Source organism: Chitinophaga sp. OAE865 (assembly GCF_040546735.1).
Classification (GTDB): domain Bacteria; phylum Bacteroidota; class Bacteroidia; order Chitinophagales; family Chitinophagaceae; genus Chitinophaga; species Chitinophaga polysaccharea_A.
The window spans coordinates 6,880,270-6,895,859 of the sequence record NZ_JBEPOF010000001.1; the positions used below are offsets into that span (position 1 = coordinate 6,880,270).

Annotated in this window: 9 protein-coding genes; all 9 read right to left on the reverse strand. The window is 49.9% G+C overall.

What is annotated here, in order from left to right; genetic code table 11:
* Positions 1-163: 163 nt before the first annotated feature.
* Complete coding sequence (locus ABIE50_RS27515; protein ID WP_209866169.1) at positions 164-2,473, reverse strand: GH92 family glycosyl hydrolase; 2,310 nt, start codon at positions 2,471-2,473, stop codon at positions 164-166.
* Between the two features lie 2 nt (positions 2,474-2,475).
* On the reverse strand, positions 2,476-3,852 hold the full coding sequence (locus ABIE50_RS27520) for an SGNH/GDSL hydrolase family protein (RefSeq protein WP_209866172.1): 1,377 nt from the start codon (positions 3,850-3,852) through the stop codon (positions 2,476-2,478).
* A gap of 8 nt (positions 3,853-3,860) precedes the next feature.
* The gene (locus tag ABIE50_RS27525; RefSeq protein WP_209866175.1) at positions 3,861-6,323 is read right to left on the reverse strand and encodes a glycoside hydrolase family 38 C-terminal domain-containing protein; all 2,463 of its coding nucleotides are present in this window, start codon (positions 6,321-6,323) and stop codon (positions 3,861-3,863) included.
* Positions 6,324-6,330: 7 nt separating this feature from the next.
* Positions 6,331-7,815, reverse strand: a complete 1,485-nt coding sequence (locus ABIE50_RS27530; RefSeq protein ID WP_209866178.1) for a RagB/SusD family nutrient uptake outer membrane protein — start codon at positions 7,813-7,815, stop codon at positions 6,331-6,333.
* 14 nt (positions 7,816-7,829) lie between these two features.
* Positions 7,830-11,156 (reverse strand): TonB-dependent receptor, encoded by a 3,327-nt coding sequence (locus ABIE50_RS27535; protein ID WP_209866181.1) that lies wholly within the window; start codon positions 11,154-11,156, stop codon positions 7,830-7,832.
* Positions 11,157-11,201: 45 nt separating this feature from the next.
* The gene (locus ABIE50_RS27540) at positions 11,202-12,200 is read right to left on the reverse strand and encodes a FecR family protein (RefSeq protein ID WP_354028201.1); all 999 of its coding nucleotides are present in this window, start codon (positions 12,198-12,200) and stop codon (positions 11,202-11,204) included.
* Between the two features lie 28 nt (positions 12,201-12,228).
* Entirely contained in the window at positions 12,229-12,855 is a 627-nt protein-coding gene (locus tag ABIE50_RS27545; protein WP_185937363.1) for an RNA polymerase sigma-70 factor, read from the reverse strand.
* An 86-nt stretch (positions 12,856-12,941) separates the two neighbouring features.
* On the reverse strand, positions 12,942-15,230 hold the full coding sequence (locus tag ABIE50_RS27550; protein WP_209866186.1) for a GH92 family glycosyl hydrolase: 2,289 nt from the start codon (positions 15,228-15,230) through the stop codon (positions 12,942-12,944).
* 70 nt (positions 15,231-15,300) lie between these two features.
* Positions 15,301-15,585, reverse strand: coding sequence for a DUF3817 domain-containing protein (locus tag ABIE50_RS27555; protein WP_142687510.1), 285 nt, complete (start codon positions 15,583-15,585; stop codon positions 15,301-15,303).
* Positions 15,586-15,590: the final 5 nt, after the last annotated feature.

Genomic DNA, 15,590 nt, shown 5'->3' on the forward strand with positions numbered 1-15,590 from the left:
CCGGCTTTGGTGATAAAATTTACATACGTGGCATGCCATCCCCTGTCTGCAGAAGCAGTCTTCTGCAGCAGGGGCGACGCGGGATATTTTCTGATTGGTTACTGTAGTCCCTATGGTAATGACACCTTAGAAAAGCGGTACCGCCATCCTTCCAATAATTTTTTTATTTAATTCCCCAATTCTCCGCGGGCTGGCTACCCATTTCCAGTACCAGGGTTCCACCGGCGATAATATCAGCATGATCAATATAGCAGTGAGGGTATGGTCTCCCGTTTAACCAGGCTCGCTGGATATAACGGTTAACAGGTGAATTATTACGGGTGCTGATCACAAACTGTTTACCTTTTGCGTAAGCAGGATCAAGAGAGATGGTAATGCTGTTGAACACGGGGCTGGTGATCTCATACCGGGGACTTCCGGGGCACAGGGGATGTAATCCGCTGGCGGCCAGTACATACCAGGCGGACATCTGCCCTACATCTTCATTTCCTACCAGTCCTTCTACGGAATTATGATAAGCGCGGGCGCAGATTTCACGGGTCCATCGCTGGGTAAGCCAGGGCGCGCCCAGGCGGTTGAACAGGAAAGGCACATGATGCACCGGCTCATTGGCGTGATTATAATAATCGTTCCACATCATATTTTCCGGTACTTTCTCAAAAAACAACTCCAGGTCGGACAATACTTTTTTCTTTCCGCCCATGAGGGCTACCATACCCGGTACATCCTGCGGTACAAACCAGCCTTGCTGATAGGGGCTGCTTTCAATAGTGCCATAACCCTGCCTCATGCGGCCATCTTCCGGCCAGGGTTGCCAGCTGCCATCATCGTTGCGGGGACGGAACCAGCCTTTTGCGGTATCAAATACATTCCTGTAATTGGCGCCACGGGCCAGGTATATTTTCTCATCGTTTTTCTTACCAAGTGAGCCGGCAAGTTTGCCCAGGCACCAGTCGAAGTAAGCATATTCCAATGTGAGCGATACGCTTAACCCGCCAGCGGAATATCCCTTGCTGCCATTGCCAAATTTCTCCACGGAATTTTTGGCGAAGGCATATCCTTTATTGATATCAAATCCCCGTATTCCCTTCGCCCAGGCATCGGCCATTACAGATACAGCAGGGTTGCCAATCATGCAGCCGCTGTAAGCATTCAGGAATTCCCAGCGCTCCAGGTAGTGGTTGCCGGTTTCATCTGCCAGCGTTACCAGCGAATTTAGCATGTCGTTCACCACACGCGGATTAATGATGGTTTGCAACGGCATCTGGCTGCGGAATACATCCCAGCCACTGAAGATGGTACGTTTGCTGAAGTTTTTAACGGCATGTGCTTTCCCATCTCCCCCAATATATTTTCCATCCACATCAGAAAAATTACGTGGGTCGATCATGGTATGATACAGCGCTGTATAAAACACTTTCTTTTCCTCTTCCGTACCACCGGTGATCATCATTTTCCCCAGGGCTTTGTTCCATGAATCAAACGCCTGTTGCTTTACCCTGTCAAAATTCCAGTCTTTTATTTCCGTTTCCAGGTTACTTTTTGCGCCTTCAATACTTACGAAAGAAATACCTGCTTTCATCAGTACGGCTTCCTGTTCCGTGGTGGAAAACTCTGTGTAGAAGCCAAGATGTTTACCTGCTTTTTCTTTCGTACCAGGCGTTACAGCGGCCTTTGCGATTTGTTGCTGGTAGCGGGCGCTTTCAACATCTTCGCGTTTGCGCGACCATCCGTCGGGGATATCGGCGCTCCAGGTACCATATTTTGAAAGCGGTTTACTGAATTGTGCATAGAAGTAAACGGTGTAATTGGCTTTTCCATCGCCATTGCCCCAGCCGCCACCTTCCGGTGTGCACTGCATGTAGCCGGCAATGGTACTGTCGTTGATCACTTTTATCTCCTGCCAGGTGGAAGTACCTCCTACCCTGCGGGCCAGGTCAATTTGAATGCGCGACTGCCCATTAGCTGGAAAGGTAAAGCGCATGATACCGCTATGTGGAGCGGCAGTCATTTCCCCGGTAATATTGTGTTCCGTTAACTTAACGCTGTAATACCCCGCGCTGGCTTTTTCCGTTTGTTTGGAATAAGGGGAACGGTAGCCTTCTTCCGGATGTTGCCGGCTGCCTGCAGCCGTTTGCAACGGACCGGTGGCGGGCATCACGAGGAAATTACCCAGGTCGCCAAACCAGCCTATGCCGCTCATCTGCGTAAAGGCAAACCCTTCTATGGTAGTATGCTCATAACTATATCCTGAGCCATTATCACCGCCGGTAATGGTATTGGGGCTGAGCTGCACCATGCCAAAAGGCGTGGCGGCCCCGGGAAAAGTTTTACCAAGACCGTGATAAATACCTGCTGCGCCTTCACTGGTGCTGGCACCTATAAAGGGATTCACATATGCAGCCGGGCCCTGTGCCTGGCCGCTGACAGCGGCAAATAAAAGGGCTGAAAAAAATATAGAAGCAGTTTTCATCTTTACAATTTAACGATCTCAATTTTATGGAGGGCCGGTTTATTGATGGTGTAGATCAGGTGAATGATCGTATCAATTTCCTGCTGCCATACAGCACGCAGTTCCTTATACATGGCGGTTTCGTAAATTTCTTCGTGATGCCGCAATGCCCAGTCTGATTTCGTATAGGCGCGGGCGCTATCCAGTGCAGCGGCATTATCCTGCAATAGTAAATGCTTTTTATCAAAGAAGTTGCTCTGCACCCAATAGTAGCTGCGGAACCGGCTTTCCACCTCTGCACGGCGAAGGTTGAGCTGCATCACAGACAGCGCCTGTTTATACTGCGGCGTTTCGGGAACGGTAGCCAGGTTGATGCCCTGTGCAAATGCGCCGGCGGACCATTTACCAACAGCATGACCATCTATCAGTAAAGTATAATCCCCGGAAGATAATCCATCTACCTGTAATATTTCCCTGTTAAAATCTTCTGTGAAAGGGATCCAGTTCAACGCATCGGATTGTTTCTGGTTGTTGCCCCAGATGCGGGCCACCGTATCAATTGGAAAAGGCAATGAAGCAGCCAGGTAACCAAAGCTCACTTTACCGGCAGAGGCATTCAGCTGGCTGATATTGCAATTCACCACCTGTTGTAATTTACCATTAGCTGCGTTGATATGTACTTCCGCCACCGGTTTACCGCTCAGGCCCTGGCTTTTCAGGAAAAGGGAGGCCATTACCAGGTGGCCTGCATTACCCGGATGTATGCGGTCGGAACCTATCATGGTAAAAGTGGAATCCTTCTGTTGCAGCTGTTCATTAATGGCAGTCATAGGACGGAAAAGATCTGTAAAGGCCCAGTTATTTTTCCGTGCCGCCTCTTCCTGGAATTTCACGATTTCCAGCATGGCTTTATGTTTACCGGGAAAAATATTCCCGTTGAACTTAGAAGTCTCGTCATACGGCGACGAAGACATCAGTACTTTTTGTATGGCCGGTAATTTCAAAAGCCGTTGTTCTATCTGCCCGTAACTGCGGCGGGAAGCTGCGATCCGCTCCGCGGCGGTTTTAGCCGCATCGCTGTTATTGAACTCAAAATAACCGGTGTCATTCATTCCAAAAGTAAGCACCAGCACACTCGGCTTTTTAGCCAGTACATCATATTCAAGGCGGCGGTAAATATCTGATGCTTTATCTCCCCCGATCCCACCATTCATGATCACCATTTTTCTACCCGGGAAATGGGTCATATAGTAGAGATAGATGTAAGAAACATAGGCGCCTGCTTCGGTAATACTGTTACCTACAAACACCACGCGATCGTTTTGCTGAAAGGGTTTTACCTGCGCCTGTGCAAACACGGCAGCAACACTTAACCCAAAGGAATACAATAGCTTTTTCATATAGTAGTTTAATAATTTACAGATACATTTTTCAGGCGGATGGTGCGGATACCAAAACGTGGTATGCCCAGGCGGATAATTGTTTTACCGGAGGCTTTTCTTTGTGGCAGTATTTTTCCTGCATCCCCATTCAGTTGTTCCATCACAGCTGCTGTGGCAGCGCCGTTGAAGGTGAGCAAACTTTCGCTGTTGTTCCCACCAGGGTTATACAACCTGATCAGCAGATCCTTCCCATCCATGAGCAGGGCAGATACCTGCCAGTGCTTATTCTGCAAAGCAAGTAATGAAAAATCCCTGCCCCCTTTTGCCGGCAATACCTGCAACGGTTCGCACCAGCCTGTTTCCTCGTTGCTGATGCCGCCGGTTTCCCAGTTGCCTTTATGAGGCACAATGGCATAGCTTACTTCCGTAGGCCCGGTAATATCGTAATTACGGCCCCAGAGCGCCCGGCCGGCGTATTGCAGGGTAAGGCCCAGCGGGTAATCCTTCCCGTGCACATAGCTGGAAGTATGATCGGTGAGCAAGGCCAGGCCATTGTTACCATCGGTTACATCCACCCAATGCAGGATCACATTATTCCTGATACTGTCCCAGCTGCTGAAAAAAGTGCTTTCCAGGCGGCTGTTGGTCACATCAAAAGGCGCGTCTTTACTTAGCTGTTGGGTTGTAAGATGCAGCGGGAACAATACCTGCAGTTTACAACTGTCGTTATAAAATGCTTTCTGATATGCTTCTGCACTGTAATTATCTGCCTGTGAATATGCACCTATACCTGGATTGCCTTTCCAGTCTATTTTTACTTTCATATCAATTCTTCGCTGGCCGTTGGTGAATATTACCTGTTGTGTAAAAGGATGCCCGGCAATAAAACCATCGATCTCTACAGATGTACATGCCTTATTGTGTTCCGTGATACGCACAGCGGCAGCGGTGTCCATACTGGTGCGCCATGTGTTTTCATTATAAAAATATCCTCTCAGTTCATTGAATCCGCGGCTGTTCCTTTTGTCTACCATTTCCTTGCCGGTGGCTTTCACTACCAGGCTGGTGATAACGCCACCCCTTGCAGGATCTATTTCTGCGTGGTAGAGATCTGTTTCTATTTGAAGAAGATGATCTTCTTCGCGTACCGGCTGGCTGTTTTTTCCCGTTGCCGGCTGCAGCTTATAAACGCTGAACCCCATCGGGGGCACCGTTACTTTAATTCGCCCCTGCTGTGTTTCCACCGGCTTGCCCTTACTGTTGGTCACTTCCCATTGCCGGCCTTCCGGCAACTGCACCCATTCACTGCGGGGCTGTGCGGTAGTGTTCAATACACGGATGTATGTTGTTTCGCGGTTGTTTTGTTGTAAGATGTTATTGCTTACGAAGAGGGTATTATCTGTCCAATGCTGTACTTTATCGATCCATGTATCACCTTCGCGGCCATTGTAGGGAACAATCCAGCAATCGTGGTGCTGGGCCAGCAGCAGTGTTTTCCAGGCAGTATCCAGTTGTTGCCGGGGCCAGGCAGTATTATCACAGAGCGTGGCGATGGCCGCATACTTTTCTGCGTTTACCAGTTTATTTTCTGCGGCTCTCACCTGCTGCGCAATACGTTGTAATACCTGTGCGCCCCATACCAGGCTTACCTGTATATCTTCCTGGCTTACTTTCCATACCGGTACATTACTGTGGTTAGCGATGTTGCCGATATAATTCCTCCAGGTTTCATATTTCGCGTGTTGTTTCAGCCAGGGACCGTTGCGCCAGCCGGCGTCCTGCAGGCACATGCCTACGGGGTGTGCAATACCCGCAGCGCGGGCAGAACTTATATATTCCCTGCCGTTATTCCAGGCAGTGGTTTGCCAGGTGGAATTAGGCAGCAGAGCCTCTGAACTGTAGCGGGGCACGGTGAGCAGCTGGCTCCCATCAGGGCCCTGCCATTGTACCAGTTCACCGCCAAAGGCGCGGGTGTAGCCACCCCAGCAGGTATTGGGGTTTTTCAGGGAAGCGTATTTAAACCCGAATGAGCGCAGCACCTGCGGCAGGGCGCTGGTAAAGCAGGGCTCTTCACTTGAATAGGTAGTGAATACGGCGCCGGGGAAATGTTCTTTCAGTTTTTGTATACCATAGCTGAACTGCCGTATCATGCTTTCACCCGAGCCGGTGTACAAATAGCTCTGGCCATAGGCAGGATTTACATATTCAATGCGGCCGCCGGCCGATTGGTCGGCAAACAAGTGTTTGAAGCCGGCATATGCTTCCGGTTCTTCCGTCCTTACCCTGTCCCAGGTTTCAGGCTCTATTTCCAGGTTAATTTTCCAGTAAGGGTTTGCCTTCAGCTGGCTGGTTACAAATTGCGTATACCCATGGGGGTAGTGCCCGTAAACGCCACCGTGATAGCCATCAATAAAGTAATGCTCCTGGGCAAAAGATGTCTGTGCCGCAGCGGTGAGTAAAGCCGCCAGGCAAATATTCTTCAGTTTCATGCTGTTGTTAAAGGGCCAAGTCCGGGTTTTTCTGAACTTCAGCTAATGGTAATGGAAATTGAAAATCTGTTTCTTCGAAACTCCGCAGGTGATTCGGGGCTTTGTACCCAACCAGGCTTGTCATGCTGCCACGCGCCACATCAAAGGCTTTGCGGGTACGCAGCATATCGTACCATGTCTGGAATTCAAAACAAAGTTCCCAGTATCTTTCCTTCAGAATATCATCTGTTGTTAATGTAGTTGGTTTAGGCTCCGCAGGAAATGCCCGGTGGTGTACCGCATAAAATGCATCGATCGCAGTAGCATCTGATGTAGTACCGCCGTCAACAACGCTTTTGGCTTCTGCGCACAGCAGCAATATATCTGCATAACGTATAAGCGGGAAATTAGCGCCGGAGCGGCCGGTCTTCTCTGCTTCATCATCCCAGAACTTAAAAACATAAGGATCGGGGAAGAAAACTGTTTCTGCCGGATTACCGTAACGCGTATGTTTGGTATAGAAAAAAGCCTGCTCCTGTTTACGTTCATCGTTAGCTGTGAATGAATTATAAAATGCAGCAGTGGGCGCCATTGCCCCGCCGTAGGCCGACTGTATGGAAATGGGCTGACTGGGATATGGCAGGTATGCCCAGTGAATGTTGCTCACCGCCACGGTGGGGTGGCGCTGCAGCATGAAGATATGCTCCCTCGTATTCTGCACTACCGGGTTACGCAGGTCGCTGTATTGTTCAAACAGGGAAAACTGGTGGCTGTCTACCACTTCCATCGCCTTATCGTAGGCAAGCTGGTAATAAGGCTTCCCTTTCTGCAACGGGTAGCCGGCCATGGTAATGTATACCTTTGCCAGCAGTGATTTCACTGCCCCAAGGCTTACATGCCCGCTCTGGTCTATCCACGGAAGCCCTGCGTTTTCCGCTGCTTTCAGGTCTTTCACGATCTGTTCGTACACTGCTTCTTTAGGAGAACGGCGTATCCTTACATCATTGATATCTTTGGTAGTGGTAAGTTTCAGGGGGATATCGCCAAAAAGCCGTACTGCCTGGAAATAATACCATGCCCGCAGGAAATACGCTTCGCCGAGATAACGTTGTTTGGTTATTTCATCAACCACCGAAGTGATGCTTACGTTTTCGATCACGCTGTTGCAATTCTCCACGGGATAATAGGTGGCATTCCACCATCCCTGCAATCTTGAGTTGGCGTTATCGAGCCGGTCTAACCGCAGGAACTGGTCATCTTCAAACCCTGATGGCCTTGGCCTGCGGCTGTACCCGGTGATATATTCCAGCGAATACACAGGGCTTACTGCTACGCCTATGTTGATCACAAAGGGCGTGGCAAGGCCGTCGTATGTACCGTTCACCGCAGCGCTCACCTGTTCAGGCGTTTTATAGTAGTGCGACTGGTTGAGAGAACCGGAGGGCTCTTCTTCCAGGAATTTGTTACAGGAAGAAACCAGTAGTATCATCCCCAACATTACCAGTTGTTTCATATTTCAGCTCCTTTTCAGAATGTAACATTCAGTGTAAACGACAGCGTTTTTGCTTTCGGATACTGGTACAGATCCACTCCCTGGTTAAAGTCGCCATCGAATGAGGAGGCTTCAGGATCGTACCCTTTATATTTTGTGAACAGGAAATAGTTTTCCGCACTGGCAGTGATCACGGCAGATTTGATATGATACCGTGCGAGCCAGTCTTCCTTCAGCCGGTACGCCAGTGCAATATTGCGTATACGGAGGAAAGTGCCTTTTTCTATATAGTAACTGTCCATTTCATTATCAAGCCCGTCCTGTGGCAGCCGCAGTGCTGCGTTCATGCCTCCCTGGTGTTGCGGCGTCCATGCGTTGAGCAGGTTGCTGTAACTATTCGTAGTGGGCGCAGCGTTTTCCATGATCATCCTGGTAAAGTTTGCCAGGCTATGGCCATAGATCGTTTGCAGATCTACCAGCAGGGAAAATTTTTTATAGGTAAATGTGTTTGTCATTCCAGCTTCAAAATCTGGCATGCCGTTGCCAAGCACGGTACGGTCGTTGGCATCTTTCACTTTATTATTATTCAGATCTGCGTACTTCAGATCCCCGGGCTTTTTACCATAGGTGGCTGCTTCCGCTGCTTCATCTGTTCCCCAGGTACCCAGCCGGCGGTAACCATAAAATTCATTCAGCGGACGGCCTTCCATGATACGCCCTGCCCAGGGATACATGATGTCGCCATTCAGTTCCAGTACGCGGGAGCGGTTCATGGAATAGATCAGCGAGGTATTCCATGAGAATTGTTTACGCCGGATATTGTTGGTGACCAGCGATAATTCCAGGCCCCTGTTCCGGATGGAGCCGATATTGTCAAACACGCCTTCATAACCGGTGGTGGCGGGCATCAGCCGGTAGTACAGCAGGTCTTTTGTTACGCGGTTATATACATCAGCGGTGAACTGCAGCCGGTTGTCGAACAACGAAACATCCAATCCTATATTCAGCTGGTGGGCTTTTTCCCATTTAAGGTTCCTGTTGCCCAACGCGGACAATGTAACTGCCGGCGCCACCTGGCCATTGAATGCCACCTGGCTGCTTTTCAGCTTGTCCTGCGTTACATAATCGCCAATATCTGCGTTACCCACAATGCCATAGCTGCCGCGCAACTTCAGGTCGCTGATGCTGTGCACATCGCGCAGGAACGGTTCTGAAGATAAACGCCATGCCCCCGAGAAGCTGGGGAAATAGCCGTATACGTTATTGGCGCCAAAGCGCGAGGAGCCATCTGCGCGGAAAGAAAACCCGAACAGGTAACGGCTGTCGTAGTCGTAATTGAACCGCATATAATACGAGTTCATCGCCGTATTACTTGTTCCCGATTCCGGCTGTTGCGGTACCAGCCCTGTTTGCAGGCTGTTATAGGAAAAGAAATCATCAAAGAAACCTTCGCTTCCCGCCTTGGTGCTCATATTCCCGAAATAATACCAGCTGGCCCCGGCAACGGCTGTTACCTTATGTTTACCATACTGGTTGTTCCAGGTCAGATAGTCTTCCGTAGTCCAGGAACCTGAGTTCCCATTTGTGCGTGTAGCCACGCCCTGTTGTGTATCCGAATACCCGCGGATATCACGGCCGGAGTAATACAGGTTGTAGGTAGCGCCGGTTTGTCCGCTCAACCCTGCGGTAATATGCAGTTTGCTGTTAAGGCGGATGGTTGTTACCAGGTTGCCCATGGTATATGTTTTCCCTGCTACTGACTTCACTTCCCTCATTAATCTCACCGGGTTTTCAGATTCTTCTGCGCCGGGATAATCCCCTTTGCGGGAATAGGTACCGTCGGCATATTGCACCGGGAGAAAAGGCAGGAACTCATAGATCTGCCGTACTGCATTCAGCCCGAATGTATTGATGTCTACATTATTCTGTTTTGATGCCCCGCTGTTGATCACCGCCTGTACATGCAGCCACCGGGATACATCCCAGCCGAGGTTAATAAACCCGTTCACCTGCCGTGAGTAGCTGTTGATGAGAATGCCCTGCTGATCGTTGTAAGAAAGATTGACCAGTGCGGAGAAGCCATCCTTTCCGGCCGACAGCGACAGGGAATGCTCATGCGACACTGCCAGGCGGCTTGCTTCCTCCTGCCAGTCGGTATTATATTTCGGAGAGCCGTCGGCGTTAAACAATTCTTCCTTCCGTACAAACTGCCATGACGGATCCAGGTGCGGCGCTGTGCGGCCGGGCAGGTATTCGTATTCCCGCTTAAACATTTCCAGCGCCTGGCCGGCATCCATCAGTTTCACTTTGCGGGCAAGCGTACCAAAGCTCACTGTATTGCGGAATGTAACACCCGGACTGCTTTTGGTGCCTTTCCTGGTGGTGATCACGATCACCCCGTTGGATCCCCTTGCCCCATAAATGGCGGAGGCGGCAGCATCTTTCAGCACATCCACCGATGCTACGATGTTGGGATCAATGATCAGCGGATCGGCCCCCACTATGCCATCCACCACGTATAGCGGGCCATTGTAGGCATTGATAGAACCGGTGCCTCTTATTTTTACGATGGGATTCCCGCCTGGTTTACCGGAATTCATCATCACGCTTACCCCGGCTACTTTTCCCGCCAGCCCCTGCATCAGGTTCATAGTAGTAGGGCGTTCCTTTATGGCATCGCCGCTTACCGTACCGATGGCGGTAGTAAGCTTTTCCTTGCTGGAAGTACCGTAGCCGATCACCACTACTTCCTTCAGGGAAGAATATCGCGGCGAGAGGGACACATACAACATGTTCACTCTTTCCACCGGGACTTCCTGTTCACCAAAACCCGGGAGGGCAAAACGCAGGGTATCTCCCTGTTCTGCATGGATACTGAAGGTGCCATCCGCATCCGTCATCAAACGGGGCGGCGCTCCTTTCCGCATCACGTATACACCGGACAAGGGGTTGCCGTTGGTATCAGTGACCCTGCCTGTCAGTATCGAGGCCTGGTTTGCAGGCTGCGGTTCTTTCCGTGTGATAAGTATGTTCCTGCCGCGTAACTCATATTGCAATCCTGCCGGCAGAAGTTTCAGCACCTGGTCCACGGAAATATTTCTTTTATTAACAGTTACTTTTCCACTTTTTGTGATGTCGGAGGGGCTGTATACAAACCTGAATGTAGTAGCTGCTTCCACCTGTTCAAACACTTTGTCGAGCGTTTCGCCGGTAACATGCACATCTACCACAGTGTGTTTCAATTCCTCGGTTACGCCGGATTGCGCAGCTATGCGCGACGGGTACAGGCAGCACAATACCAGCACCAGGCAGGTAAACCACCCGGGCACCATGTGCAGGCACTCCGCTGTTTTCACTTTCATAACCCGAATTTATCACGCCCTAAGGCTAACCCCATCCGTTTTTATTTATTTGGTTGTCCCTTTTTTATATACCAGGTATTCGTTGCTGCCGGGCTCCTGCCGGTAGCTGCACCCATAAATTTCACATAGCATGCCCAGCACGTTCTTAAACGGTACGTTGGCATCAAACCGTGCGGTGATCAGTGAATTGGCAATCTGTTCACTGGCAAACCGGATACGTACATTATACCGGCGTTCCAGTTTATAGGCGATATCGCGGAACAGGGCTTTTTTAAAGATCAGCTGCCCCTGTGTCCAGGCGCTGGCATCTGCTGCTGCGATATCATTCTTTTCCAGTTGGTCCGTTGCAGTGAGATAAACCGCCTGCTGGTTGGCAACAAGCGTGGCAGTGTTATGCCCATTATTGCCTACGGCTATTTTACCACTGGCTACTGTTACGGTTACTTTTGCCGCCGGCGTATAGGCATCGATGTTAAAACTGGTACCAAGCACATTCACCTCCAGTTTACCGGCATGCACCAGGAAAGGATCATTCTGGCGGGAAGTTACTTCAAAATATCCTTCTCCCTCCAGCCAGATCTCCCGGGCTTTATGTTCATCATATCTTACCTTACTGTCTACATTCAGCCATACCAGGCTGCCATCCGGCAGGGTGATCTTTTTAATGCCGTCTCCCCCGGTTTGCGCTGTTACCATTGCCTTTGCAATTTGAGGCCGGGCGCTGCGCTCGCGGGCCAGGTAAAAACCTCCTGCAGCGATGAGCAGGGCGATCGTAGCGGCTACCAACCAGCGAACAGACCTATGGCTCACCTTCATCCGCGGTTCAGCATCCTCCACCTGACGGCTGATACGCAGGAAGATCAGTTGTTCCAGCGCGGTGCGTTGCTCGGGGCTGAATTGCGAAGTGAGGCCCGGATCATTTTCGAAAGACCTGTACCAGCTGTCCACCTTACTGATTTCTTTATCAGTGGCAGTACCGTCCAGGTATTTATCCAATAATTCTTTTAACCGGGTGTTATTCATATCCATAAGTCTCTCTAACATTAGACACCTGAAAAATGGCTTACCGCCATTACAGGCCAAAATAGTTTGAAATCTGCCCACACATCAGCAACAGCGACACGAGGCACCAGAGCAGTAAATAATGATATTGCTTCAGGTGCGAGCGTAATATTTTCAGGGCTTTTACCATATGCTTCTCCACTGTATTCACCGAAATATTGAGCTGCCGGGCAATATGCTGGTACGAGAGCTGCTCTCTCCTGCTCAGGTAAAATACTTCGCGGCACTTCTCAGGCATGCTGGCGCAGGATTCATCGATATGCCGCTGCAGTTCCTTCAGCTGCAGGGTGCTGGCGGCGTCGGACTGGTAAAGACCGCTGTCGTTCAGCACATGCTGCTGGTAAGTGTTACGCACCAGTTGTGAGCGTATATTATTCAGTATCCTGTTTTTCAGCGAGGTATGCAGGTAATTACGAAGCGAGGTATTAAGGGAAATGGTATCCCTTTTCAGGTAAAGGTCTACCAAAAGGTTTTGAACAAGCTCCATGGCCGCTTCCTGCACTTTTACGCGCCGGTAGGCGGCGTCCAGCAACTCCTGCCAGAAGCGTTTGTAGATATCCTCAAACGCGTCTTTGTGCCCCTGCTTCACCAGCAGGAACAACTCTTCATCTGTATACGTGGAAAAATCTTTTCGCATCGGCATCAATTCGAACTACGGGCTAATTTAATCGTTTCGCCACTATTTTCTTAATGCCGGTACGAAAATTACCGGCAGCCGCGTTTTCAGCGGCTGCTCAGTGAAAAGGGTTTATCCTCATTGGCTGTGCCCCGGTTAACCGCCGGTTGGCTGCCCATTTCCAGGTGGAGTATACCACCGTTCATGATATCGGCATGCCGCAGCCAGTTATGCGGCCAGGGCTTGCCATTGAGCGTGGCCGACTGGATATACACATTCTCCGGGCTGTTGTTGCGGGCTTCCACTACAAACTGTTTCCCGTTTTCAAGTGTCACCGTCATTTTCGGGAACAGTGGGCTGCCAATCACATATTGATCCGTGCCGGGGCATACACTGTAGAAGCCCATGGCGCTCATGACGTACCACGACGACATCTGGCCCTGGTCTTCATCTCCCGGGTACCCGTTTTCACCTGCGCTGTATAATTTCTCCATTACTTTCCTGACATGCGCCTGTGTTTTCCAGGGCTGCCCCGCGTAATTATACAGGTAAATCATATGTTGTATAGGCTGATTACCGTGTGCATACTGCCCCATATTGGCATTTACCATTTCCGTCATTTCATGGATCATTTGTTTGTACCAGCCCACGTTCACTTTATTGGGCGCGCTGAATACGGAATCCAGTTTTGTGATAAAAGGCGCATCTCCACCCATCAGGCGAATGAGGCCCTGTATATCGTGGAATACCGACCATTGCCAGTGCCAGGCATTTCCTTCCGTGTAGGGGCCACCCCATTCGTAGGGATCAAAATTTTCCAGCCAGCTGCCATCCAGCTTGCGGCCACGCATAAACCCGGTCGCAGAATCATACAGGTTCTTATAGTTATACATGGTGCGGCCGAAAACATATTGGTAGAAATCATTACCGGTGAGTTTCGCCAACTGGTAACCACAGAAGTCGTCGTAAGCATATTCCAGTGTTTGCGAGGTACTGCCATGCGATTCCGGAAAACTTACATAGCCCAGCTGGTAGTATTCCTTCCATCCGGCGCGGCCATTGGCGCCACCCCAGGGGCCCTTATTCATGGCTTCATGAAAATAGGCGTCCAGCGCTTTTTTGGGGTCAAAGGTCCGGATACCTTTTACCCAGGCATCGGTTAAGAGTGAGATAGCGTGATTGCCCAGCATACCGCCTGTTTCACCAGGAAACGACCAGGCCGGGAACCAGCCGCATTGCTGTTGCGCATCCAGCAGCGCCTGCATATAGCGCCCTTCCATGGTGGGATGCAGGATAGTGTTTAAAGGGAACTGTGCGCGGAAAGTGTCCCAGAAACCATTATCGGTGTACATGTAGCCGTTATGCACTTTACCGTCATAAGGACTATAATAATAAGGTTCTCCTTTGCTGTTGTATTCAAAAAAGATATGTGAGAAAAGATTTGCGCGAAACAGGCAGGAATAAAAAGTAGCTTTGTCTTTTTCCGATCCGCCTTCCGCCAGTACCCTGCCAAACAGGGTATTCCATACTTTTGCAGCTGCAGCTTTTGTTTGTTCCAGCCTCGTAAAGGATTTAAGCTCCTGCTGCCAGGTAAGCTCCGCCTGTTCCGGACTGATATAGGAAGATGCAACCCTCGCCTGTACCGTAGCGCCGTTTTTAAAACGGATATATGCGCCGGCGCCTTTTCCTTCTGCCGACAGGCTATCTGCAAAAACCCGGTTGTTTACGTTCTCCCAGGTACCACTGCCTTCGAAAGGCTGATCGAACACGATGACGAAATAATTCTTAAACCCTTTTGGTATAAAGCGCCCGTTGGTGACGTACCCGGTGATCTTTCTCTCTGCCGGGAATATCTGTACACCGCTTAATGCGTTATACCCATCCAGCACCACATAGGCCGGCTTTTTGGCGGGAAAGGAAAAACGCAGGTGAGCGCCTCTTTCAGTGGGCGATAATTCGGTGGTAATATTATTGGCCAAAGTTACCTTGTAGTAATCCGGGCGGGCTATTTCATTGGCATGACTGAACGCGGTGGCACGTTCGTTTTCCCCTACTGTAAGTTTCCCGGTAACCGGCATGAGGCTGAACACGGCGTAATCGCCTACCCATGGGCTGCACTGGTGCGTTTGCTGAAAACCCCGGATGGTATTTGCTTTGTACTGGTATTTCCAGCCATCGCCGTTTTTACCTGTTTGTGCAGACCAGGCATGCATGCCAAAAGGCAATGCTGTGGAAGGATGAGTGTTACCGTTGCTGAGCGCAAACTCAGAATTGGTTCCCTGTAAGGTATTGGCGTAAGACACCAGCTCATTTCGCTGGGCCGTTACTGCAAGCGTGGAACTGCAAAATAAAATAGTGAACAACCGGCGGGTGTTGCTGATACGTGGTAACTGCATTGTTTATACATCTGCTTTACAACTAGACACCCCCGGAGCCGGTTACCGCCACTTGCAGGCAATTTTTATATCAGTTACCGTATTCTTTCTTCAATCTTTTTTCAAACACAAATGGCACAAAAGGCAACAGCGATCCCACGAAAAAGCCTGCCACGCGGAGGATGCTCCATTTGTATTTTATCCAGCAGGCAAGCAGGAGTACAACAAACAGGATAAATAGTACGCCATGCGCCCACCCGAAATATTTTACCGGTTCAGGAAAAGAGAACAGGTATTTCAATGGCATGGCTATAAATAATAAAATGAGATAAGAAATCCCTTCGATCAGCGCTGTTTTACGATATAAGTTTATCATCTTAT